This window comes from Francisella opportunistica, assembly GCF_003347135.1.
GTDB lineage: Bacteria > Pseudomonadota > Gammaproteobacteria > Francisellales > Francisellaceae > Francisella > Francisella opportunistica.
Genome location: NZ_CP022377.1, coordinates 374,608 through 400,034, shown reverse-complemented (window position 1 = coordinate 400,034; position 25,427 = coordinate 374,608). Strand labels below are relative to the sequence as shown.

The following is a 25,427-nucleotide window of genomic DNA, read 5'->3' as shown; positions in this document are numbered from 1 at the left end:
GCATTTAATAGTTTTTATTGATCAAATTCACACAATATTGATTTAATTTTTTTGCTTGCTCATCACTAGCTGATTCAGTATAGCATCTAAGCTCTGGAGCATTACCAGAAGGTCTTAGATGAACAATATCCTGATTTGCTAAAGTTATTCTAACCCCATCAGTAGTATCGATACTTTCTATACTATTGTTGCTGTCAAAATATTCAGATATTATTTTATCTAATAAATCAGACTCTCCAGCTAATATTGCTGTTAATATCTCTTGGCTTTTTTCGCTAGCAAAGTCATCAATCTTACTACTTGTGGTATATCTTGATGGCAAATCAAATAACAGCTCTGATATAGTTTTATTAGCTTTGATAGATAACATCATCACAGCAAGCATTGGTAGGACGGCATCTCTTGTAGGTAGTGCTTTTAGAGTTTTACCATCTCTACAAATATTACTAGCGAGTAAAAACCCACCGTTTGCCTCATATCCAACTACAGTATTTTGATCACTAGAAAATAACTCATTCATTGCCGCAATAACATACGGTGAACCTATCTTAGTTCTAATTACATTACTAAAGTAAGCTATCTTTTCGGCTACGGTATTACTACTAATAGGTGTTGCGATTACATCAGCTTGCAAATATTTTGCTGTCAAGACACCCAAAATATCACCTTTTAGCCAATTACCATACTCATCACTTACTAGGGGTCTATCAGCATCGCCATCAGTGGAGACTATACTATCAATTTGATACTCTCTCACCCACTGCTTCGCAAGCTTGATATCTTGTTGGCGAATTGCTTCAGTATCAACAGATACAAAACTTTTAGAGAATCCTAGCAAAATAACTTTTGCACCTAATTTCTCGAGAATTTCTTTGACTATCTTACGCCCTACAGATGAATGTTGATAAAGCCCTATAGTTTTACCTACTAAGCAATTTCTAGGGAAAAAGTTTATATACCTGTCAACATATTGAGTATATGCTTGTTGGCAAAGCTCTGGTAATTCGAGTTTTTGTAAAAATTTGCCATCTTTATCAAAAATACCTTCCTCAACGCTGATAATTTGCTTAACTATAAGCTCTTCATCATCTTTGAGGACTTCACCATAGACTGTATTAAATTTAATACCATTTCTATCCTCTGGAATATGACTACCAGTAATCATAATCGAAGGAATATTATGAGATACTCCATAGAGCATCACAGCTGGTGATGGTATCTCACCACAATATACCGGCTCATAGCCACTATCTATCACAGCTTTAATAACAGCTTTTGTTATTCTAGGACTACTTTCACGCAGATCATGAGCTATCGCGACCTTAGTACCTTTAGCAATAGTGTATTTCTGCTCTAGAAATTGAATAAAAGCCTTAGTATACAACCAACAGATTTTATCTGTCATCGCTACTACTAAGCCTCTTACACCACTAGTACCGAACTTTACACCACTAGATTTGATTATATTTTTAACGATAACTTCTTTCATTTAGATTCCCGTAGAGATATTTTACACTTTGGCTTTTTATAGTTAGTCCGATTAATTTTTGTGTTATTATCAAACTTTTTTATCATTCTATGTCTTGACCATGGATCCATAAGCAATTTTAAGGATTAGTCAGTATAGACTATAATAATTCATAAATAGCTCAGCTCCCATCACATGTCATTCCGGACTTGATCCGGAATCTCATTTGTATCAAAGAAGATGCTGAATCAAGTTCAGCATGACAGTAGAGTGTTTTTTTAAGTTTTCATATTAAGTCTTATAAATCAACTAGATTTATATATTTCTCGAATTAACTATATCAATTATTAGCTAATTCTAACAATATCATCCTCACTTATATATTCTCCAACTTGCACTTCTATAAGAACAACTGGAATCTTACCATTATTTTCAAGTCTGTGAGGCTCACCTATTTTTATATATACTGACTCATTTGGTCTAACAATAGACTTTGTAGTACCGATAGTTACCGTAGCAGTTCCAGAAATTACAATCCAATGCTCACTACGGTGATAGTGCTGCTGCAATGATAGCTTCTTGCCTGGTTCAAGTTGAATTGCTTGTATCTTATAGCCAGATTTATCCTCTAATATCGTTGCTGAACCCCAGGGTTTATAAATTTGTTTATGCTGTAATAATTCGCTACGCTGCTGAATCTTCAAAGCCTCGACTATTTTTTTGACATCTTGGGTTTTATTTTTATCAGCAACAAGTATCGCGTCTGCTGTTTCGACAATTATTAAATCATTAACTCCAACTGCAGCTAACAAGCGATCTTGCGAGCGTAAATAACTATTTTTGACACCATTAGTAATTACATCACCAATAACCACATTACCACAACTATCTTTTGTAGCAATATCATACAAAGAGTCCCAAGAGCCAACATCAGACCAGCCACTTTGCTGCATAGGTACTATCGCAACATTACTCGCCTTCTCCATCACCGCATAATCTATTGATTGTGATTGAACTGTGGCAAAACTTTGTTTATCAAAACGCACAAAATCTAAATCCTGCTGTGATTTTTGATAAGTTTTTTTACATCCGCTATAGATTTCTGGCTGTAATTTCTCTAAAGCCTGTAGATAAGCTCTAGCAGTGAACATAAACATGCCGCTATTCCAATAGTATTGACCACTATCTAAATACTCTTGTGCGACAGCTGCACTAGGCTTCTCAACAAATTTATCTACTTTATAAACTCCATTTATCGCAGTTTGTGCCCCTTGCTTAATATAACCATAACCTTCATGAGGACAAGTTGGCGTAATCCCAAAAGTAACTAAAGAATCGTCTTTAAGAACTTTTTGCTGTGCTTTTTCAATAGCTTGATGAAAAACCTCTAGATTTTCAATATGGTGGTCAGCAGCCAAAACTAACATAATCGTATTTGCATCACTAGCAGCTAAATGCAATGCTGCAAGCGCAATTGCCGGAGCAGTATTTTTGGCTAGTGGTTCTAGAAGAATATCACCTTTTTTATTGATTTTTCGCAGCTCTTCAGCAACTTGGAATCTATGACTTTCATTACAGACAATCACAGGTGAAGTTATATCCTTGATATTATCTAGTCGCTTAATTGTATTTTCTAATAGGCTATGTTCATCAACTAAAACTATAAACTGTTTTGGTGATGCTTCTCGTGATAATGGCCACAGCCTTGAGCCGGATCCTCCAGATAAGATAATAGGAGTAATCATTATAAAAAAACCTAAATAACTTTGATATTGATTAATTATATAGAAACCTAGTATATTCAACAATAAATTATAAAAGTCCATAAATTCACTTATAATTCTTGTATTCTTAATGTAGCAGGAACTACATTAAAAGTATCATACTGCTTTATAAATTTAAAATATATTTTAATACGTGAATATAAAGGTTCTAAATATTTGATCTACTCTCAAAAAAGTCTCTCCACTTAACCAAATCTAGTAGTAATTTATAACTTATTTTTTTAAATTTCCTAGTGCATATTCCACATCTATATTATGTTTATAAAAAGCGTCTTTAAGTACTTTATTATCTCCAGCTAATTCAGCAGAGCCTTTTTTCCCTACTAACAAACGCCCTCTTAGCTCTTCATATGAGTCATCACTAAGGAGAACATGAATCGTTGATATATCAGTAATGTCCTTATTACCTTCATCAATAAACTGAGAATTACCTTTAGTTATACTAAGATGCGTGGTAATAAAATTATCTTTACTACCATCTTCTTCTAGAATATTATTACTTACTAGATTCTTCAATACTTTATCATTATCTGGCCCAGACCAAACATAATCATGAACAATGAAGTTTATATCCCTTTCTGCCACTAAACTTCCTTGAATACCTTCAAAGATACGAAGTTTACCTATTACCTCTATGTTTTTACCAGGAATACCTGTTTCTATACCATCTGCAAATAAAGAATGATACTTAACAGTTACATTATCTTTAATATTATCTTCTTGAAGATACCTATTAATTTTTCCTTGGACTATGAGATAAAATAATGTATTTCCAACCCTTACTCTATTTGATAGTACAGGATATAATGCATATCCAGGCTCCATATCATATACTTGAATAATAGGAACGTTAAAAGGAAATATATAGTTAGTGTCTTTCCATGAATTTTTTTGTGGGGATGATATATCTCTAGAGGCAAAACAAATTGGTAAGAGGTAATTTAATTCTTGCTTATTTGTATGCTTGTAAAACTCCACATCTAACGGATCAAACGCATAAATATTTTTATATATTAAATTTAATAACAATACCAATAGAAGGCTATTGGTAATAAGTTTATAACTATATAAACTGGCTTTCTTAAAAATGGATACAATCATTACCCAACCAACTTTAATATTCTTTTTCATATATCTCATCTTCAACTTAAAACTTATGGTAGCTTTGCAGTGTTCATTACTCATTAACAATAAACTAATCAATAAAATAATTCAATTAAATTTACGCCAAAAAACTAACTAAGAAAATATTTAAGGAAGTGGGAATCATTATTGTATATAGTTAGTAATCCAAGACAGAAAATACCACGGGCTTACTTATGGATATCTATTAGCTTGATTTAGAATTAATCGTTACTTTAAATAAAACTCTATAGTTTGTCTAAACATCTTGTCAAAATCTTGTGACGGCTTCCACCCCAGCTCATTCTGAATCTTACTATTATCAATTGCATAACGCCAATCATGGCCTTTTCTATCTCACATTCCGCCCCCTTAATTATGTAGCAAATCACGTCTCTGTTGATGCGATAGAAAGATTAATGTCTCCACTTCTTAGTACTTCTAATTTATAATCAGCAATAAATCTATTAATATGTGAAAAATATTTTTGCTTACGGATACGATAATGCTCTAGTATTTCTTCAAAAACTCCATCATCTGCTTCAGGTGATCGTTGCGCCTTTTTACAAGTAGCCAAGAAACCATCAATAAGGTTTTGCTGTTTTAACTCATCCTGCTCTCGCGCTAACATCACACATAAATTCCAACAAACTATTGCCATTTCAAAAGTCATTCTTATTTGATCATCTGTTTCAGCGTAATCAAGCATATCTGATGCAAATTCTTTTATTATATCTGACATTTTAAAGCTATCGCTCTCCTTAACCCTTATATTCTTGTTCTTTCGCATAAGCTCTTGCTGGTGCTTATTCATCAATTTTATTGAACCATCAGTTGACGTGTTTGACTTAGAACTAAGCAAATCGTCCTTACCGTAACAACATTTCTTATATTTTTTGCCAGAGCCACAAATACATGGCTCATTCCTACCTATTTTCATCTAATCAGCTCTCTACTTTCTATTTTTCTTAATTACTCTTTCTTTAACTTGTCTTTATTGTATAAAATTAATTTATTCTGAAAATAATCACGTATTTCTTCTTTTGATATAATTTCTTTAGGCTCAAGATAATCTACCCCTTTGATTTTTTAGATTCCTAAAATAATCTGTATCAACATTCGTTCCGAAAAATACACGTGCTAGCATTAAATTTGTCTTTATAAACCTCAGGTCAGACTTAACACTTTTTCCCAAACAGCAAATATAAAATAACGTTCATATAAGTTAAACAAGTTAATAATATCGTCATAATCAGCGTATTTTAATGTATGCTCTATAATTAATGCTTCTGGAAAATTCGCATAATCACATTCTTTATCATAGCTCCAGAATATTCCCATACCTTTTAACTTATTGAATAAATCTTTCTTTAGCTGGTAATAGTTTGTACTTCCTTTAGCTATTTTTTGCATATAAGCACACTGCCTTACTGTTGGTATTTAATTATAACATAAACCTCCACTTTGATAATAAGATTGGCTAGCACCGTCTTCCTGATATTAGCTTTGATGAAACTATGAAGAGAGGAGCTATTTAATTTTTAATGTTAAATGGTTACTGCTATATTCCTAAAGCAAACCAATACGGTTCGAATGATTCTTCTACTATTTCTATAATTAACTGTATAAAGTCAGTGTAGTCATTCTTACATGAGCTTTATCTAAAGCATTATAATACCTAAGCTTTTTAGATATTGGCGATATTGCTAGTGGATAACCATATTGCATAAGTACCAAATTCATTAAAAGTCTTGAAGTTCTTCCATTACCATCAATAAAAGGATATATTTTTACAAATTCACTATGCAATTTAGCAGCCTGCTCTACTGGATGTAAGTTAGGGCTAATTGAAAAAATGGCTCTATCTATCTTTTAGTTTACACTCTCAAACATTTGATTATCTGTAGAATAGACATTATAATATACCTTATGTAGGTAAAATTGGTTTTTAGGCTATTATTGTGTCCGTACTACTTAAGTCACCCTATGAAATGGCAAAAGATATCGCAAAACGAGCACAAGCTAAACGTTTGGGCCTCAATCTTAGTCAGCAAACCTTATCTAAATTATCTGGAGTAAGCTATGGTACATTGAAAAAATTTGAACGAACTGGACAAATATCACTTGAATCACTTTTAAAAATTGCTATTGTTTTAGATGATTTTGAGAAATTTGAACAGCTCTTTGTAAAGAACGCTGAAGAGCTCCCTGTCTCTTTAGATGAATTACTAGTAAAAGAAAGCACCAGAAAAAGAGGTAGAAAATGAAATTTACGCCTACAAAAATTGTTTACGTTTATTATAAACCTCTGGATGAAAAAAAACTTGTTGGGCGTTTAGCAGTTAAATCCCACAAATTATTCTTTGAATATGACGTTAATTTCCTCAAAACAGGGCTTAATTTATCACCTTTTAAGTTACCACTTAAAGCAGGAATAATACCATCAGAAGACTTTACTTTTGATGGTATGTTTGGTGTTTTTAATGATAGCCTACCAGATGGTTGGGGACGTTTATTGCTTGATCGTGCTCTTGTTAAACATGATATTAATCCGGGTTCTTTGTCTTTATTAGATAGGCTTTGTTTTGTAGGTTCACATGGTATGGGAGCTCTTACTTATGAACCTGAAACAGAAAATGCTCCTTTATTATCTCATGCTTCTTTAGACGAAATCGCACGAGAGATCTGTGAATTCCAGAAACATGATGATGATAGCTATGTAGAAGATTTGTTAAAGCTTGGCGGTTCATCTGCTGGTGCTAGACCTAAAATACTTATTGACATTAAGGGTGAACATTGGCTTATTAAATTCCCATCTAGTACTGATCCAAAAGATATTGGCGCTATAGAATATGCCTACCATCTCATGGCACAAGATGCTGGACTTGAAGTACCAAATGCTAAGCTTTTTCCATCTACTAAAGGATTAGGATTCTTTGGTAGTAAACGCTTTGATAGAAATGATTGTGAAAGAATTCATATGCATACAATAAGTGGACTCTTACATGCTGATCATAGAATTCCGAGTCTAGACTATCAAATGATTATGAAAGCAACCATGTATCTTACCCGTAATATGAATTGTTGCGAAAAACAGTATAGGCAATGTGTATTTAATATTCTGAGTCATAACCGTGATGATCATGCTAAGAATTTTTCATTTTTAATGGCTAAAGATGGCTCATGGCGTATGTCACCATCTTATGATCTTACATTCTCATCAGGTCCTAGTGGTGAACATTGCTCTATGATTATGGGGGAAGGAAAAAATCCTGGTATTTCTCATCTTCTAGAACTTGCAAAAATAAGTAATATTAAAAAAAACGTTGCTTTATGTATAATTAGTGAGGTAAAAGCAGCTGTTGTTAAATGGTCTGAATTTGCACAAATGGTAGGTGTTAGTAACACAAACACAAAATTGATTGATTCAGCTATAAAGGAAATTATTAAAGAGAATTTTTAATAATAAAACACACATAAAAATGCCTAAAAAAATTGAAGTTTTTTAGCGTTATGGAAGATGTCCAAGCTATGGAATTTTTAACTGAAAAAATCAAAGGCACGCTGACAAACGAAGAGTTTTTTGAAACTATGAAGAGGGGTGTGTATAGTGGTGAATTTTTTCGGACAGTATTTAGTCAAAAAATAGATGTCAAATTATCAAAAATATTTTCTATTTTAACTTTACTAAAATACACATCAGCAGGAGTCTTATATTCTAAACTTTGATGATATCTATCAGTATTATAATATTCAAAGTAATCAGTCAGAGCTTCTCTAACTTCAGCTACTGACTCAAATTCTTTTAGGTATATATATTCGTATTTAACACTTCTCCATAGACGCTCAATAAATATATTATCAAAACATCTACCTTTAGCATCCATACTAATTGAGATACCTTTATTTAGCAAGGTATTTATCCAAGCGTTTGAAGTATACTGTGCTCCTTGATCTGTATTGAAAATACCACAGCTACTACTAGCTAAAGCTCTCTTAAGAGTATCAATACAAAATTCTGCTTCTAAACTAATGCTCAACTGCCAATCAATTACATACCTACTATACCAGTCCATTATTGCTACAAGATATATATGCCCATGTTTCATACGAATATATGTTATATCTGAGCACCATACTTGGTTAGGGTAGTAAACACAAATATCATTTAGTAGATATGGATATATAATATGTTCTTGTCTAGATTTTGCGCTTGTGATTGGCTTTGGGTATATAGCTTGTAAACCCATTTTATCCATCAAGTATTTTACTTGATTTCGAGTAACATCGTATCCAAGGTTATTTAGGTATACCATAATCTTTCTAGAGCTTTCATGTGGCCTTGCTGTATAACGCTCATCTATTAGACGCATTAAGTTTTCAGTATGCTCATCTATACCTTTATACTGATAATAATATACTGATCTATTTAAGCCCAAAAGTTGACACTGTCTGACTATTGGGATATCTGGATTATTTGGTTCTATTAACATTTTCTTATCCCTACAACTCAAAATTAGATTTTTTTTTCATCCAGTCAAGCTCCACTTTGAGCCTACCAATTTCTTCGTATAGCTTTGATTTTTCTTTTTCGTCTAATAAATCTTGCTTAACTGGCGGAAGTTTACCTGAAAATAGTTGTTTTATGCTCTCTAAAGCCTGCTTCTTCCAGCTTGTAATCTGGCTAGAGTGAATTTCGTATTTACTACTGATTTGAGCTTGGGTTAATTCACCTTTTATGGCTACAACTGATACCTCATATTTAAATGCAGCACTATGAGATTTTTTCTTCTTCATTTATGTCTCCTTTTCTTATCGAAGACACCTATTTTACCTTCTTAGCTACCTGTCCGAAAAAACCGTACCACTATAGTGCTATTTAAAATACTCCTCCTAACCTCCTCTATAAATAGAGTAGGAAATTATCAATATCCTTAAGTGATAATAACTGGTAATCTATCTTATAATCATTATACTGATTAACTAGTTTCTGAGATTTTAATATTAACTTGTTAAGAGCTAATTTATTTTCATTAAGCTTAACTTCGCATATTAATATTTTTCTATCAATATCATCTATAGCAACTATATCTATCTCATTTTTATTGCCTCTTTCCCAGTATGAACCTATTTTTGTGTAAATTTGAGTGTCTTTAAATATCTCAACAAACAGTCTTTCTAAAACTTTTCCTTTAAATATCGATATATCCCTATAAATTATCTCTTTTAATTTTAAAAAGTTTTCAGCTTCAACTAAGGACTGATATTTAAATATAAACCTAAACCAAAAGGCTAAAAATATATCAACAATCTCATATTTTTGTACTTTTGAATTTGGCTTTGCATTAATAGGTTTTATAGATCTAATGATAGAATAATCGTGCTCTAAGCGATGTAAATGACCAGAAATATTACTTTGTAAAATAGACTCTATCTCAGGTCGAGAGGTTTTAGATTCCGCTATTAAGCTAAGTATTGAAAAATAAGTACCATAATCTTTTCCGAACTCTTCTATTAATCGATTTTTTCCCTCGCTTAAAAATATCGAGTTTGGTTCTATAATAACGTCTATCATTGATCGCAGTTCAAAACTATTGTATAAACTGAAAAGCTCTATATATTTTGCCACTCCACCAGTTAAAGAATAAAAATCAAGCATATTATCAGTAGTGTAACTCTGATTATCTTGTAATATTTCCTTTAATACACTTGGACTAAATGGTTTTAACTCTATTTTAAAATCACAACGCCCAAATAATGGCTCACTACTATCTTCATATATTTTTTTCATAAGATGATATATAGAGCCACATGTTATCAAGTGAATTTTTGAAGTATTTTTATTCAAATCCCAAAGCTTCTGCATACTCGAATATATACTAGGATTAATCCTAAGAAATTCCTGAAATTCATCAATAACAATTGTAAAAGACTGTGTTTTACCCAACTCTAAAAGGTACTCAAAAATATCTTCAAACCTTGTTAATTCACCAAAGATTTTAATACCTAGCTTGTTTACAATTTCCTCACAAAAATCTTGGCATAATAAAGCTTCAACCTTCTTTGATACGAATAAATATAAAACCTTATCTTTTGTATAGCTATGTAACGCTAGTGTAGTCTTGCCTATCCTACGCCTACCAATAAGCATAGTCATTACAGATTGCTTAGACTTAAGCATGTCTGCTTTTGATAAAATGGCTAGTTCGCTTTCTCGATTATAGAATTTCATTATAATAATACAAGTTATGATAATAACTGTTATTATAATTTATAGAAGCAGAATAATCAAATTAGAGGGTTTTCATAGAAAAAATGAGGTAATTGAAGAAATAAAAGGCTTACTAACAAAAAAAGAGTTTTTTGAAACTATGAAGAGAGGTACTATTTAATAAACATAAAATTTTCACTTTAGATAAAACTCAATAGTTTGTCTAAACATCTTGTCAAAATCTTGTGACGGCTTCCACCTCAGCTCATTCTGAATCTTGCTGTTATCAATAGCATAACGCCAATCATGACCTTTTCTATCTTCTACAAAGCTTATTAGCTTATTATGTGGAGCATTCTCTGGCTTATATTGATCCATTAGCTTACAAATAGTCTTTACTAAAGTTAAATTATCAACCTCGTTTATACCACCTATATTATAAACCTCACCAACTATCCCTTTTTCAATAACTGTCTGAATAGCATCACAGTGATCTTCTACATATAGCCAATCACGAATATTCGAACCATCACCATAGACAGGAATAGACTTTTGGTTTATACAACTATTTATCACTACAGGGATTAATTTCTCTGGATGTTGGTATGGCCCATAGTTATTTGAACAATTTGAGATTGTTACCGGAAGTTTATAAGTGTGATAATATGCTCTAGCAATATGATCAGAACCTGCCTTAGATGCCGAATATGGTGAGTTTGGTTCATACGCTTTTGTTTCAGTAAATGCTGGATCATCTTTTGACAGTGTCCCATAAACCTCATCTGTAGATACATGATGAAATCTACAACTAGTTTCATCTAAACCTAGCTCATCTAACCAATACCTTTTCGCACAATCTAAAAGTGTAAATGTACCTATCACATTTGTTTCTAAAAACACTTTTGGATTAGCAATTGAGTTATCAACATGCGATTCTGCAGCAAAATGCACGATAGTATCTATATTATATTTTCTCAAAACATCGGCGACTAGTTGCTCATCACATATATCTCCTTTTATAAAAATATGATTTTGCTGATTTTCTAAATCTACTAGATTATCCATACTACCAGCATAAGTTAGCTTATCGTAAGATACTATTCTGACATCATTATAGCGTAATAACATCATGCGTACATAATTACTACCAATAAATCCCGCCGCCCCTGTTACTAGTATATTTTTTGGTTTGTATTTCATTATTCACCTTTAATGTTTATTTTTTAATCATTTGATATATTAGACTCAAATATATTGATCATTTTATTTAAGATAATCACTTTATCTTGATTTGTTTCTTTAGCTAAGCGATTTTTCATAATCTCTACAACTAATTTAACTGAGTTTATACATTCATCAAAGTATTTATCAACTTCTGCTTTTCCAAGGTCGCAATGTGTAATACCAAATTTTAATAAGAACTTTTTGCCCCACCATTTTTTACTTCCTAATAGATGTAGAGCTGGTATATCTTTATCAATATAAGCTGTAGTACAAACCACATCATACGCTGGTGCTAAATCAATATTATAAATATCTCTGTATAATAGACCAAAATTCTTAAGATGGGCATCGCCATTTTTAAGCAAATAGTTCATAACAGTCATTTTAAAAAAGTTGATTAAAGCCGCTCGTCTATTTGAGGGACTTACAAATGTTTTAATTGTTTTGACAATTTGCTCACAAGTACCATCATATTTATCATCTCTGTGCTTAGCCATGAGAACACACATATCCTCAAATCCAAGACAACTATCATCATCAAGAATATCAAATCTTTTCATCACAAAAAGCTTCTCATCATCAGAGATATAAAATTCTGGTGTAGGAATACCAGCCTTTTTTACAGCTAACATACAATAATACTCATTTAGTGCAAGCTCTTTATACTCTTGTCCCCATGATTTAATAATATAATTATTCACTTTTAATGTAGCTTTCTCAGTTATATTAACAAGAACCTTAGGCTGTACTCCACTTAATGGTGACCTTAGAGCAAATCTACTTACTAACTCATCAAATAAATTCTTATTCTCAGAGTGTAAAACATCATCTAAAAACAATTCATCTTTGACCACATCAGTATTATCATAGCTAATTCTGCCTCTAATCGAGGGGAACATTAGTTTTAGTAAAACAAAATCATTGATATTTGTTATTTTTGCAAAATGCTTTTTGATAATTGATAGCAAATAGCCTTCTGGGAGGTTCATCTCAAAAATTGGATGAAGCTTGGAATGAATATAATCTTTTGCTCTGACAGGCATAGTCAATGAAACAAAATCTGAAGCTATATCTGAGCTATAATCAAATACATATTCATTGTCACTGTAGATTAAGCAACCTATCTGCTTATCAATGACTTTTACTTGTAGTTTATCCATTCAGCAGATCCTCAAAAACTGGAAATAAAGACTTTTCTTTAAAAGAAATCTCGTAACCTAAATAATCAATAATCCTAATAATTTTCTTGATACCCACATCTGTGACACTACCATTTTCTATATTGCTTATAGTAGTTCTAGAAATATTTATATCATCACTCATTTTTTGCTGAGAGATTTTTTTGCTTTTACGAATATTTGCTATTTCTTGACCTATTTGTATTATATCCATACATCATCACATATTGTAAAATATATTTAACATAATACTTACAAATTACATTTTTGTATACTATTTTGAACATTTTAAACCATAAAGCTTTCATAAACCACACACAGTCATTGCGTCAGGCTCCGACCACGCAATCTATTCTTATATTCAAGCTCATCAACCACACTTGAGAGATCCTGAATCAAGTTCAGGATGACAACCGTTCTCATTATTCCCATGTATCTAAAGCTCAATCTTTAACCCTTTCCGTCATTACCACGAAGGCGGGAATCTCATGCCCATATCCAATATTTGAAGGTACACACCATGAGTATAACTGACTATTTTGTCATACTATGGCTCTCGGTTGCTGAGCTTGTCGAAATATGACCATAGTATCCACTCTATAATTCATCCTTAATCAAACTATTTAGATACTGACCATAATCTGTCTTAGAAAGTTTATCAGCTTGAGCTAAAACCTGCTGTGTTGAGATAAAGCCTTTACGCCATGCAATTTCTTCCAAACATGCGATTTTAAGCCCTTGTCTTTTCTCTATAGTTGCCACATATTGACCTGACTCTAGCAATGAATCATGCGTACCAGCATCTAGCCAAGCGAAACCACGCCCCAAAAGCTCAACATTTAGTTTATTCTGCTTTAAATATAATTCATTAAGTGAAGTAATCTCTAGCTCACCACGCATAGATGGTTTGACTTGTTTAGCATACTCAACAACGTTATTATCATAAAAATATAAGCCTGTGATAGCATAGTGTGATTTAGGATTTTGTGGCTTTTCCTCTACCGAAATTACATTTTTTTGCTTATCAAATTCGACTATACCATATCTATGCGGATCATTAACATAATAACCAAAAACACAAGCACCACCAGCTGCACTTTCACACTGTACTCTTGCAGACTCTAGCATTGTAGTCATACCTTGACCATAATAAATATTATCTCCTAATATCAAACAAGCTGAATCACCTGCCAAAAACTCCTCACCAAGAATAAATGCCTGAGCAAGCCCATCTGGAGATGGTTGAATCTTGTAGCTAAGCTCTATACCAAACTGTGAACCATCGCCTAGAAGTTCTTGGATAAGTGGGATATCACGCACTGTAGAGATAATTAATATCTCCCTAATACCTGCAAGCATAAGCACAGATAGTGGATAGTATAGTAATGGCTTGTCATAAACAGGTAATAACTGTTTACTAACACCTAAGGTAAGTGGATATAGTCTTGTGCCACTGCCACCTGCTAGAATTATTCCTTTCATTTTCCTTCTTCCCTAAATTTATATAAAAAAATGATTAAGCAAGTTGTAAAATACATGATATAGTTAACAAAAAAGCCAATTGTAAGCCCATGTAATCCATACATATTAAAGAATATTATAGACAATACCACAAAAGACAATGTAAACCCTATTTCTAAAACTATAAATATTTTAACCGCTGCTTTAGCTAAAAAAGTGTTTGCTACAATCCAAGCTGCTATTTTGATAACATCACCCAAAAGTTGAAAATGGAATAAGTTTTCCATCGGCATAAAACTTTTTGAAAATAAAATAACAATGACTAAATGTCTTAACAAATAAATACATAATGCCATAAAAAATACTATCGGAACAATTACCTTAAGAAGATAAAAAACTTCTTTTCTCAATTCTTGGTTACATTTTACTGATGAATATTTAGGTAGTGCGTAAGTTGATATAACTGTAGTTATTAGCAGTAAATAGGCATCAGATATTCTAAGTATTGCTTGCCAATATCCAACATCTGTCCAGTTAGAATGCTCAGCTACATAGTTTCTCAAAAAGATTTGAGCTAATGGTAAAGATAATCCAGATACAACAGACATTATCGAGAAAATAAGTAATTTTTTTGTCCAGGGATTTCTAAGCTTAATTTCTAGTAGAAATAATTTAATCTTAGTTATCTTTGTGAAAATAAGCACAACTATAAATAGCAAAGCTTGACCTAAGACGAAACCTAATAGCACTCCATTGGTTTGATAAAAATATGCAAGTATAGGTATAACTAGCACAGATATAATACTTGAAATAACTGAAAAAGTCGCATACTCCTTCATCTTATTAAGACCATTAAAAATAGATCTAATAAGCTGACTCATCACATAGCCATATAAAGTAAGCCCAAAACATATAAAGAGCCAATAATATGATGATGTCCCTAATACTAACTGTGATAACTGCTGAGAGAATATCGCAACTATTACCCCAGAAACTAATGAAAATACTGTAACTAAAGATGTAGCTGTACTAATAATTCTATCTTTTGAATTTTCATCATTTTTATATTCGGCTATATATTTAACTACACCTGTCTGTACTATACCGCCAGAACCAATCTGCATAATATTAACAAATGATATAAACTGACCAAACAAGCCAAACGCTGCAGCACCAGCAAATATTGCAATAAATTTAGCTACTACGAAAGTAGATACCAATGTAGCAAGTGTAGCTATAATTGTAAAAAAAGATGTTTTCCAAAGATTCATATTAGTATTTATTGATTATATCAACTACTTTTTTAACGTCATCCATAGATAAATGCTGACCTATAGGTAGACTCAAAACTTGGTTATGAATCTGCTCTGATATTGGATAGTTATCACTATTCCACTCACTGTAAGCTTGCTGATGATGTGGCGCTATAGGATAATGAATAACGGTTTGAATACCGTTATCCAATAGATATTTTTGTAATTTATCTCTATTTTCTGCTCTAATCACAAATAAATGCCAAACGTGATTATTTTTATCTCTAAGCTTTGGTAGAACAATCTTTTGATTACTAATATTAGCAAGATAATAATCTGCTATCTCTCTACGACACTGTATATCTTTCTCTAGATATTTTAATTTCACTCTTAACATAGCTGCTTGTATTTCATCAAGACGACTATTAGTACCCTTATAGAGATTTTTGTACTTCTCATGGCTACCATAATTTGCCAAAGCTGTAATTGTATCTGCTAAAGCTTTATCATTAGTAGTCACAGCACCAGCATCACCTAAGGCTCCTAAGTTTTTGCCTGGATAGAAGCTAAAGCCACTTGCATCACCAAGATTCCCCGATCTCTTATCTGCAAAATATGCGCCATGAGATTGAGCAGAGTCTTCTATAACTTTAAGGTTATACTTTTTAGCTATAGCATTTATTTTGTCCATCTGACAGGTTTGTCCATATAAATGTACTGACATAATCGCAACGGTTTTAGCTGTAATAGCTTCTTCAATTTTATTAGCATCTAGTAAGTAGTCATCTAAATTCGGCTCCACTAACACAGGCACCATATCATTGGCAGATATCGCTAAAATACTAGCAATATAAGTATTTGCAGGAACTATAATCTCATCACCAGACTTAAAGATCCCTAGCTCTTTATACGCTCTGATAATAAGAATAAGTGCATCCAAACCATTAGCTACACCTACAGCATATCTTGTACCACAATACTCTGCAAACTCTTTTTCAAAAGCTTCACACTCAGTACCACGAATATACCAGCCACTATCTATAACTCTAGCACAACCATCTTTTAACTCTTGTTGGTATATACTGTTTATTTTTTGTAAGTCTAAAAATTTGATCATAAATTAAACCTTTATCTCATATTGTGAAAAAGCTATTGTCCTTGCACCAAAGCTTTCTTTTTGTGCTATTAATCCTTCATTTAGATATCTTCCATTATCCTCGTTAGATATCCCAAAATTAAAATATTTATAACCTTTATTTCTATACTCATCTATTAGTTCTTTAATAAGTAGATCTAATGCCCCGAGTTCTCTACCGACAAAATCATTAGCTAAATACTGAGTATGGACAACATCTCTCCATATAAACAATAACGCTCCAGCAACTAAAAGATTTTCTCTCGTTCTTGCTAAGTATAGCTTTATATTATCTGGAAATCTTTGTTTAAGTAATAATAATTGCTCACCTGAGTGTACAGCTTGAGAATTATGTTGAGCTTGAAGGACTTTATTCTCGAGCTCAATGAAAGCATTAAAGTCATTACTTTCCTCTATATGCACACTTTCTCTTCGAGCCTTTGATATACTAGCTTTTCGCCCCTTAGGGAGTTTAACATTTTCATTCAAATCTAGACATGATGACGAATCTAATCGCACAAGTTTAGCATCATTTATAAATAATCCATACAAATCTTCTTGTGAAGGTATTTGATGATAAATAGTTGGCAAGCCTTTATATAGCACTTTAGCTAAATTTTCTTTTTGAGCAAACTCTTTTAGCGATTTAAAAGAATCAAGTAGCTTTTTTTGTTTCATATCTTTGTCAATAATAAAACCGCCAAATGTTAAGCCCTGATGTGAATATAAAACATTATCTCTTATATTTGCAGGAAAAATTGCTAATAACTTATTCTTATCATCATAGAACATTAGAGAACTATCTTCAAATCTATCAGAATGATACTCCATATAATCTCTATAAAACATAAAATGCGAATTTTTTGCATTCGTTACGAACAAATCCCACTCTTGTTTTTTATTAAATGTATACTTTAGTACTTGCATTATTCTTCTACCAATTCGGCATAGCCAAAGCCGTCAACACCCATATTATTGCCATTATAGAACATATATGTTGCATATTTAGTTCTTATCACAGATGGATAACTCAAATGTACAGAGTCCCATCCTTTTTCTGATAATTCTATACCTCTTTTACAATCATCTCTAAGCCAGTTTACACCATCTAAAGACTCTGCTTGACCTGCAATATATCTACCATCTGTTGTTCCATATGTAAAATTCATTACATATTTGTCTTTATTCTTATATACTCTTGGTCTACCAATTCTATACTCTCTATTTAATGGATTATTTTCTATACATTTTATACCTTGATTAGAAAAAGATACTCCATCTACTGACTCAATATAATTGATATCATATTGTGGATAATTTATACCTTTTATATTTTCCCAACCATTTCCCGTTGCATACCAAACTCTAAATTTTCCATTTTCATATATTACAGAATGTATAGCTCTTATATAAAGCGCCTCATCAGAGCGATCTAATATTGGTGTTTTTTGGTATCTAGTAAAAGTTTCTCCACCATCTCTACTAATTGCTAACCCAGAATATGCTAGAAACTTTACTTTTTCAACTTTCTGAAAACCCACATAATACATATAAACATCATCACAAACTCTTATTAAGTCACCTAAAATAACTCCACTATCATCAAACATTCCATCTTGTCCTATATCAAGAACTGGTTTATCTGAAATCTTAATAATTTTAGATGGATTTTTTGCTTCTAAATCTATATAACCAATCCTTCCAATTCCACTCACATCTCTAAAACTAGCATAAACTCTTATAGTTTCTTCATCTAATAAAAAAGCTGTTGGTGTTAATGCTGAATTATCATTCCAACTGCCATCTTTAGGCGGTGTATAAATCAACCCTTTCTTTTCCCATTTCATAATAGTGTTTTTTTATTCCTTGATTCTAAATAATCTATGACAATCAACTTTAGACAATTCTGTTTGTTTTTCTTGATAAAATGCTCTCTCGGGTGTATCTTTCTGTATAAGAGCTCTAGCACCGATAAAGTTATCTTTTGCAATTTTAATATTATTTTCAATAGTACAGTTCACTCCAAGGAAACTGTTCTCTCCTATTTCACAAAAGCCAGAGATTACACAATGAGAAGATATAAAACAATTGTCTTTTATAACAGTATTATGTCCAATGTGATTGCCACTCCAAAGAGTCACATTATTCCCAACTTTAACAAATGGTTGTAGCGTATTATTCTCAAATATAAAACAATTTTCACCCACTTCAACATTTTTCCAGACAAAAGCCTTTGAACTAACATAACTAGCACATTTATAGCCTTTAGCTTTTACTTCATCAAACACCTTAGTCCTGTTTCTATTTAGTTTTCCTGAACTTATTGCAACATATACTTCATAATCACTAATGGAGTATTTTTCTTCTAAAGTTTCTAAAGCAGCAACTGGTAAGCCATACAAACTAGTATCTTGTAAGTATTTTTCACTAACACTAAACGCCTCTACCTCATACTCGGAATCATAATGAAAATATTCATAAGCAATTAAAGCAGTTTCACCACTACCAACAATAATAAGCTTTTTATTTTTTTGCATCGCGAACTTCCTTCATAAAATCACTATAATTCCTAATATAATCACTTTCATCATAAAAGTCACTAGCTAAAACCATAAGTACACAATCAGGAGAGAAATCATACATTTCCCTCCAAACAAGCCCTGATATCTGTAGTCCTTTATCAGGTGAATCAAGCACAATATTTTCCTTACTCTTACCATCATCAATCAAAACTTTACAACTTCCTGAAACACAAATTAAAACCTGTTGTAAGTTCCTATGCGCATGATAACCTCTACGGACATTTTCTTTTGTACCATATATATAATAAACCCTCTTTATACCAAAAGGGATATTTTTATTTTGTTCTAATGAAATCAAGTTACCCCTTTGATCTGATATAACTTCAAAGCTCAATAATTTAAACATTTCTTAATAACCTCTCAAAAACTTTCTTAAAAAAGAAATATGGAAAATATATTGGAGCCAATCTTACACTAGAGAACATAAAACCAATAAGGTTTCTATACTGCTTATGTCTAACACTTTTTATCATTTGAAAATAATACCATATTACTTTTGCTTTTCTAATAGGTTTTCCTAAAAATGGAAATTGTGCCTCAATTATAGCTAAAGTAATTAAAAAGTCTGTATCGTACCCTAATACTTTTGAAGATGAGTAATGCACTCTATATTTTGTTAAAAAATCTTTTAGTACATAGATATTACCCTCCATAGCTATTTTAAAGAAAAATAAATAATCAGATGCCACAGGGATCCTTACATCATAATTATGTTTTATCATACTAGCCCTAACAAAGTAGCTCGGTACAGGCACAATTGAATTTCCAGTTATTAAAACATCCTTATAATTAAAATTCCTTCTCTTAGTTCTAATCTTCCCTATTTTTCTACTTCTATCATCAATAAGAATAGTGCTTGTGCCACATATTGAATAATTTAAGTTATTCTCCATAAAATGAAGTTGTTTTTCTATTTTTGTAGGCAACATTACATCATCGCCAGCAAAAAAACATATATATTCACCTTCACATTTTGACAATAAAAAATTACAATTAGCTGTTATTCCTAAATTTTTTTTTTGTAAATATAATCTTATTATTTTTGGATATTTATTTTTATACTCTTTTAATATATCTTGCGTTCTATCTTGAGATGAATCATCAGATATAACTATTTCAAAGTTTTTATATGTCTGACATAAAATAGAATTTAAACATTCTTCTATATGTTTCTCAGCATTATATACAGGAAGGAAAATACTAACTAAAGGATACCTATTCATTGTCTAACCACTCCTGGAACATCAAAATATTCCATAAAAAATATTGCCAATTTCTCTTACCGCTTAAATGCTCCTGCCAATATTTCTGTATTAAATCAGCATCTAAATAACCTTGCTTATGTATTTTATCATAATTTAGTAAATTATCTGCCCACTCTCGTAAATCTTCTCTTAACCATTTAGCAAGCGGGATGCCAAAACCCATCTTAGGCCTATTGACCAAACTTTCTGGCACATACTTATATAACAGATCTCTTAAAATTCGTTTACCATTATTACCTTGTATTTTATACTCAATTGGTAATGAGTACGCAAACTCATAAATATTATGATCTAAAAATGGCACTCTTGTCTCTAGAGAGTTAGCCATAGCTGCTCTATCAACCTTAACCAATATATCATCTATCATATATGTATTAGAATCAACAAACATCATCCACTCTTGGAAAGATAATTGTGGAATATCATAAATATTCTTATCTCTTAATATATCATACTCTTTTGCTCCTAACACAAAGCTAGTATCATTTATTTGTGAACAAAGTAGTACATAAAGATCTTTATTTGTTTTTGCTGTTTCGAGAACTCTTTTTAGTTTTAGCAGTTTATCTGCTAATAAAGCGAACTTACCAAAATTTAATATCTCAGCTTTTTTTATCCAAGCATCTGGTGCATATTTAAGTAGCTTAGCAAATTTGATTTTTTTAGCGATATTTGGCGCTAAAAAGTATCTATTATAACCGCCAAAGAGCTCATCACCAGCGTCACCTGATAGTGCAACTGTTACTTTCGACTTAGCTATTTTACTCACAAGATACGTTGGTATTTGTGATGAATCAGCAAAGGGCTCGTCATATATTCCAGCAAGTTTTGGTATTACATTAAGAGCATCTCTTTCTGTAACATACATATCTGTGTGGTTTGTACCTATATGTTTTGCTACTGCTCTTGCATGCTCAGCTTCATTATATTCTTTTTGATTAAAGCCTATACTAAAAGTGTTTATCTTATCTTTAGACATACTTTGCATAAGAGCAACTATAGTTGTTGAGTCAATTCCTCCGGATAAAAATGCTCCTAGAGGAACATCTGACTGCATTTGTATTGATAATGTACTTTTAAGCTTAATTTCTAAATCTAGGATTGCTTGATCATACGAATCTTTATATTTTTCTGAATCTAGTACTTTTTTAGAATCCCAATATTTATACTCCTTACTATTACCCTTAGCATCAAATACTATGTAACTACCTACATTTAGTTTAGATATATTTTTGTAAATAGAGTATGGTGTTGGCACATAAGCATACCTCATATATGTTGCTAAAGCATCTCTATCTATATCAAACCTCCAGCCACATTCCTTTAATGGCTTAAGTGCCTTCAATTCTGATGCAAAACCCAAAATACCATTTTGGATACCAAAATATAATGGTTTCTCGCCAAATCTATCTCTAGCTAGTATTAAACAACTAGTTTTTCTACTGTAAACTCCAAAAGCAAACATACCTATGCATTTTTCTAAAGTTTTATCTATACCCCAAAGTTCTATAGCATTAACCAAAATCTCAGTATCACTGTTACTTTTAAACTCAAGATTAGGATAATCACTTAGTAGCTGATTTTTTATAGATAAATAGTTATATATTTCTCCATTAAAAACTATCACAGTATTGCCGCTATTAGAGAACATTGGCTGATGGCCAGAATTAGAAACATCATGTATTGCCAACCTTGTATGCCCTAAGGTAACTTGATCGCTGTTCCAATAACCTCTATTATCTGGCCCCCTATGAGAAACATTATCTAAAGATGCAATTATATTTTTAAAATGTAAATTATTATTAAATGAATAAAATCCAATTATTCCACACACATATTTTCCTTATTATTTACCAAAGTTGAAAAGCATAATAAAACAATAAAAATAGTCGAGCAAGTATAGTAATCATAAAAAAAACTCAATGAAAGTACAGTTAAATTCCATGATTTAAGATATACAGATCTCGGGGTTTTATGTAATTCATAATTCTTATCGATTATACCAGAAATAAATCCTATTAAAGATATCACTATTAATGAACCATAATATCCAAAGTCTAAAAAATACACTCCCAGCATCGTGTATACATTCGTTGGGGCTGGAACGTATATATAATCTAATAAAGGTCTTGGATCGGATAATCCAAATTTAGAAAATATCGCAGCGATAAAAGAAAAAGAATAGTACCCATGATAAGAAAGATCAGGAACTACACCATTAATAATCTTATCTAAGGCATGTATCCCACCCAACAAATAAATCATAAATGAATCTATAGAATAATTTTTTCCCGTAAAATAAGGAATAATAAAAAAAATTGCTAAAATAAAAATAAAACATACTAATATATATTTAAGCTTAATACCATAAGTTAAAACATAGTTTAAAAGAATAAAAATTGAAAGTATTATAAAAAATGATCTTGATGTACTAAGTATACCTAAAGAAATTATAGAAAGTAGAATAATTAAAAGCCTAAATTTAGAGATTTTCGCTCTAGTAAAAATTATCATAGGAATAATTACATATGTGGCAAAATTAAAGATAGAACTAAAATTAATTATCAAAGGATGATTAACATTAACTGTCAAATATTGCCTATATGTAGACAGGTCTAATGTCCACCCCATAACTCCTACATAATTAATTAAAGAAAATATTACATTAAAAATAAGACACCACATCAAAAAATCTATAATATTAATATTTCTAAAATAAAAAACCGGTGTAAACTTTATTACTGGAAACATTTTTCTAGCAAGAAACCAACCCAAGTATAAAGTAACAAAAACATATAACATATAACTAAGTAAAGCAATAGATAAATGATCCATGCTAGTATCATATAGTGAGAGAAATATTATTATAAGATATATTAAAATAAAGAATACTGGCGCTTTAAGGACTTGATTCATAACATATTTTTCAGTCATTTTTATGCCTAACATATTATATATTTTTTAATAACTTAATTAATAAATTTTTTAATATAAAATAAATATATGCAGGATAATCTTTTATCAAACGAAAAGAGTATTTCATATATCCAAACATTAATGATTTCTTAGAATATTTCGATGTAACACTCCCTTGACTCCTTCTATAATAAACCAAATCATTATTTATGAAAATTATATCTTTTCTTGATTTCATAGCAATATCTATAAAAAAATGGAAATCAGATACAAAATTATACCTATATCTTATATTTTTAAGCTCACTAGATCTCAAAAAAGCACCATTAGTCACAAAGGCAAAACCTTTTCTCAACATATAATCATATTTATATGAAGAGTCTTTATCAGAAACCTTTCCTATAATATTTTTTAAACTATCATCTTTTCGGCCACTATTTAATATTTCTACAGGGCAAAAGCATATAGCTGAATTTAGACACTCATCCATAATTGTTTTTTGATATAATAATCTGTTATGTTTCATTAAATCATCACCAGCAAAAAAAGCGATATATGTACAATTTACGTTTCCCTGAATATAATTTAGAATATTATTAAAATTATTATTAGGGCCGACATTTTCACTATTTTTTAAAAAAACAATTTTATCTTTATGTTTCGCTTGTATATTTTCCACTATATTTGCAGAATTATCAGATGAACAATCATCATAAGCAATTATTATAAAGCTTACCCCATCTTGTTTTAATACTGATAACATAGCCTCTTCAACAAAATCCTCAGCATTATAAATAGGCATAAATACTGCTACATCAACATTATGCATTCTCATTCCCTAGAAATTTATTTTATACCACTCAACAGCATGCTTTATGCCTAATTCAAAGTCAAACTCAGGCTCATACCCTAACTTTTCTCTAGCTTTAGAAATATCAGCATTACTATGCTTAATATCTCCTGCTCTATCTGGACCAAAATTTGGCTCTATTTTTTTACCCAAAGCATCACAAAGGTTATAGTACAAGTCTATCAAGTATTCTCTACCCCCATAAGCTATATTAAAAGCCTCTCCAGCATACTTGCTATCTGCTAGACATGCTTTAAGGTTTGCTTCTATTACATTCTCTATGTATGTAAAGTCTCTAGACTGTTTACCATCTCCATTTATAGTTGGCGCTTCATCATTTAATAACTGTTTGATAAATTTAGGTATAACCGCTGCATATACACCATTTGGATCTTGTCTTCTACCAAAAACATTAAAATATCTTAAACCATAAGTATCTAGACCATATAACTTTGTGTATAGTCTCGCCCACTCTTCATTAGCTTTCTTTGTGAACGCATAGGGTGATAAAATATTTCCTTCTCTACCTTCTTTTTTAGGTAAATTTGGTTCATCGCCATACACTGATGAACTAGAAGCATAGACAAACTTTTTAACGCTGTTTTGCCTAGCCGCCTCAAGCATATTTAGAGTACCTTTGACATTTATATCTTCATACACTAATGGCATCTCGATACTTCTTGGTACACTTCCCCAAGCAGCTTGATGTAGAACATAATCAACACCTTCACAAGTTTTCATGCAAGTATCTAAATCTCTAATATCACCTTTTATAAACTCATAGTTATGATTAGTTAAAAAAGGTTCTACGTTATGATAATGACCATTTGAAAGATCATCTAAACACCTAACTCTATAACCCTTATCAAGTAATACCTCACATAAATTAGAGCCGATAAATCCAGCACCTCCAGTTACTAGAAACATAGAACTTCCTGAAAAATTAATATTTTTGTATGCCATTGAGACTATCTCCTT

The 25,427-nt window shown here is 31.4% G+C and carries 25 protein-coding genes and 1 pseudogene; 2 read left to right on the top strand and 24 right to left on the bottom strand.

Translation table 11 applies throughout. The features are described from left to right. Nucleotides 1-4 precede the first annotated feature (4 nt). From CGC45_RS01930 to CGC45_RS09185, 7 genes and pseudogenes are all read right to left on the bottom strand, one after another. Nucleotides 5-1,489 (bottom strand): phosphomannomutase, encoded by a 1,485-nt coding sequence (locus CGC45_RS01930; protein WP_071628716.1) that lies wholly within the window; start codon nucleotides 1,487-1,489, stop codon nucleotides 5-7. A gap of 326 nt (nucleotides 1,490-1,815) precedes the next feature. Then, nucleotides 1,816-3,213, bottom strand: a complete 1,398-nt coding sequence (locus tag CGC45_RS01925; RefSeq protein WP_071629946.1) for a mannose-1-phosphate guanylyltransferase/mannose-6-phosphate isomerase — start codon at nucleotides 3,211-3,213, stop codon at nucleotides 1,816-1,818. Nucleotides 3,214-3,465: 252 nt separating this feature from the next. Then, nucleotides 3,466-4,383: a hypothetical protein gene (locus CGC45_RS01920; protein ID WP_114702016.1), complete on the bottom strand. Its 918-nt coding sequence runs from the start codon at nucleotides 4,381-4,383 to the stop codon at nucleotides 3,466-3,468. A 222-nt stretch (nucleotides 4,384-4,605) separates the two neighbouring features. Then, a pseudogene (locus CGC45_RS01915) lies at nucleotides 4,606-4,731 on the bottom strand (GDP-mannose 4,6-dehydratase); the annotation flags it as partial. Nucleotides 4,732-4,762: 31 nt separating this feature from the next. Then, on the bottom strand, nucleotides 4,763-5,314 hold the full coding sequence (locus CGC45_RS01910) for an SEC-C metal-binding domain-containing protein (protein ID WP_084387432.1): 552 nt from the start codon (nucleotides 5,312-5,314) through the stop codon (nucleotides 4,763-4,765). A 227-nt stretch (nucleotides 5,315-5,541) separates the two neighbouring features. Beyond that, complete coding sequence (locus tag CGC45_RS01905; protein WP_071628714.1) at nucleotides 5,542-5,787, bottom strand: hypothetical protein; 246 nt, start codon at nucleotides 5,785-5,787, stop codon at nucleotides 5,542-5,544. Between the two features lie 204 nt (nucleotides 5,788-5,991). After that, complete coding sequence (locus CGC45_RS09185) at nucleotides 5,992-6,183, bottom strand: Fic family protein (protein WP_071628713.1); 192 nt, start codon at nucleotides 6,181-6,183, stop codon at nucleotides 5,992-5,994. Between the two features lie 182 nt (nucleotides 6,184-6,365). On the opposite strand from CGC45_RS09185, the gene CGC45_RS01895 reads away from it, so the two are divergent. Both CGC45_RS01895 and CGC45_RS01890 read left to right on the top strand, forming a co-directional pair. Continuing rightward, nucleotides 6,366-6,641, top strand: a complete 276-nt coding sequence (locus tag CGC45_RS01895) for a helix-turn-helix domain-containing protein (protein ID WP_071628712.1) — start codon at nucleotides 6,366-6,368, stop codon at nucleotides 6,639-6,641. Beyond that, nucleotides 6,638-7,837, top strand: coding sequence for a type II toxin-antitoxin system HipA family toxin (locus tag CGC45_RS01890; RefSeq protein ID WP_071628711.1), 1,200 nt, complete (start codon nucleotides 6,638-6,640; stop codon nucleotides 7,835-7,837). Before CGC45_RS01895 ends, CGC45_RS01890 begins: the two co-directional genes overlap by 4 nt. A 175-nt stretch (nucleotides 7,838-8,012) precedes the next feature. Here the strand turns inward: CGC45_RS01890 and CGC45_RS01885 are convergent. The 17 genes from CGC45_RS01885 to CGC45_RS01805 form a co-directional block, all read right to left on the bottom strand. Beyond that, nucleotides 8,013-9,171 (bottom strand): IS3 family transposase gene (locus tag CGC45_RS01885; RefSeq protein WP_114702015.1). Its coding sequence is split into 2 segments (ribosomal slippage): nucleotides 8,013-8,894 and nucleotides 8,896-9,171, totalling 1,158 coding nucleotides; the frame shifts between segments, so codons are not numbered across the junction. A 106-nt stretch (nucleotides 9,172-9,277) separates the two neighbouring features. Further along, nucleotides 9,278-10,606, bottom strand: a complete 1,329-nt coding sequence (locus tag CGC45_RS01880) for an ATP-binding protein (protein ID WP_071628709.1) — start codon at nucleotides 10,604-10,606, stop codon at nucleotides 9,278-9,280. Nucleotides 10,607-10,780: 174 nt separating this feature from the next. After that, complete coding sequence (rfbB, locus tag CGC45_RS01875; RefSeq protein ID WP_071628708.1) at nucleotides 10,781-11,785, bottom strand: dTDP-glucose 4,6-dehydratase; 1,005 nt, start codon at nucleotides 11,783-11,785, stop codon at nucleotides 10,781-10,783. A 23-nt stretch (nucleotides 11,786-11,808) separates the two neighbouring features. Then, nucleotides 11,809-12,969 carry a type II toxin-antitoxin system HipA family toxin gene (locus tag CGC45_RS01870; protein WP_071628707.1) on the bottom strand — a complete coding sequence of 387 codons (1,161 nt, stop codon included), beginning with the start codon at nucleotides 12,967-12,969 and terminating at the stop codon, nucleotides 11,809-11,811. Then, nucleotides 12,962-13,201 carry a helix-turn-helix domain-containing protein gene (locus CGC45_RS01865; protein WP_071628706.1) on the bottom strand — a complete coding sequence of 80 codons (240 nt, stop codon included), beginning with the start codon at nucleotides 13,199-13,201 and terminating at the stop codon, nucleotides 12,962-12,964. The genes CGC45_RS01870 and CGC45_RS01865 overlap by 8 nt, the downstream gene beginning before the upstream one ends. Nucleotides 13,202-13,584: 383 nt before the next feature. Continuing rightward, entirely contained in the window at nucleotides 13,585-14,469 is an 885-nt protein-coding gene (rfbA, locus tag CGC45_RS01860) for a glucose-1-phosphate thymidylyltransferase RfbA (protein WP_071628705.1), read from the bottom strand. Next, nucleotides 14,466-15,719 carry an O-antigen translocase gene (locus tag CGC45_RS01855; RefSeq protein ID WP_071628704.1) on the bottom strand — a complete coding sequence of 418 codons (1,254 nt, stop codon included), beginning with the start codon at nucleotides 15,717-15,719 and terminating at the stop codon, nucleotides 14,466-14,468. The genes rfbA and CGC45_RS01855 overlap by 4 nt, the downstream gene beginning before the upstream one ends. Before the next feature lies 1 nt (nucleotide 15,720). Next, nucleotides 15,721-16,818: a DegT/DnrJ/EryC1/StrS family aminotransferase gene (locus tag CGC45_RS01850; protein WP_071628703.1), complete on the bottom strand. Its 1,098-nt coding sequence runs from the start codon at nucleotides 16,816-16,818 to the stop codon at nucleotides 15,721-15,723. 3 nt (nucleotides 16,819-16,821) lie between these two features. After that, nucleotides 16,822-17,763 (bottom strand): GNAT family N-acetyltransferase, encoded by a 942-nt coding sequence (locus CGC45_RS01845; RefSeq protein WP_071628702.1) that lies wholly within the window; start codon nucleotides 17,761-17,763, stop codon nucleotides 16,822-16,824. Continuing rightward, nucleotides 17,763-18,683, bottom strand: a complete 921-nt coding sequence (locus CGC45_RS01840; protein WP_071628701.1) for a glycoside hydrolase family protein — start codon at nucleotides 18,681-18,683, stop codon at nucleotides 17,763-17,765. Before CGC45_RS01840 ends, CGC45_RS01845 begins: the two co-directional genes overlap by 1 nt. 12 nt (nucleotides 18,684-18,695) lie before the next feature. Then, nucleotides 18,696-19,373 (bottom strand): acetyltransferase, encoded by a 678-nt coding sequence (locus tag CGC45_RS01835; protein WP_071628700.1) that lies wholly within the window; start codon nucleotides 19,371-19,373, stop codon nucleotides 18,696-18,698. After that, on the bottom strand, nucleotides 19,360-19,764 hold the full coding sequence (locus CGC45_RS01830) for a sugar 3,4-ketoisomerase (protein WP_071628699.1): 405 nt from the start codon (nucleotides 19,762-19,764) through the stop codon (nucleotides 19,360-19,362). Before CGC45_RS01830 ends, CGC45_RS01835 begins: the two co-directional genes overlap by 14 nt. Beyond that, complete coding sequence (locus tag CGC45_RS01825) at nucleotides 19,757-20,641, bottom strand: glycosyltransferase family 2 protein (protein WP_071628698.1); 885 nt, start codon at nucleotides 20,639-20,641, stop codon at nucleotides 19,757-19,759. Before CGC45_RS01825 ends, CGC45_RS01830 begins: the two co-directional genes overlap by 8 nt. Then, the gene (gene asnB / locus CGC45_RS01820; RefSeq protein ID WP_071628697.1) at nucleotides 20,634-22,517 is read right to left on the bottom strand and encodes an asparagine synthase (glutamine-hydrolyzing); all 1,884 of its coding nucleotides are present in this window, start codon (nucleotides 22,515-22,517) and stop codon (nucleotides 20,634-20,636) included. Before asnB ends, CGC45_RS01825 begins: the two co-directional genes overlap by 8 nt. Further along, nucleotides 22,505-23,617 carry an O-antigen polymerase gene (locus CGC45_RS01815; RefSeq protein ID WP_162790232.1) on the bottom strand — a complete coding sequence of 371 codons (1,113 nt, stop codon included), beginning with the start codon at nucleotides 23,615-23,617 and terminating at the stop codon, nucleotides 22,505-22,507. The genes asnB and CGC45_RS01815 overlap by 13 nt, the downstream gene beginning before the upstream one ends. 16 nt (nucleotides 23,618-23,633) lie before the next feature. Then, entirely contained in the window at nucleotides 23,634-24,401 is a 768-nt protein-coding gene (locus CGC45_RS01810; protein ID WP_162790169.1) for a glycosyltransferase, read from the bottom strand. Between the two features lie 36 nt (nucleotides 24,402-24,437). Continuing rightward, nucleotides 24,438-25,412, bottom strand: a complete 975-nt coding sequence (locus tag CGC45_RS01805) for an SDR family oxidoreductase (protein ID WP_071628694.1) — start codon at nucleotides 25,410-25,412, stop codon at nucleotides 24,438-24,440. Nucleotides 25,413-25,427: the final 15 nt, after the last annotated feature.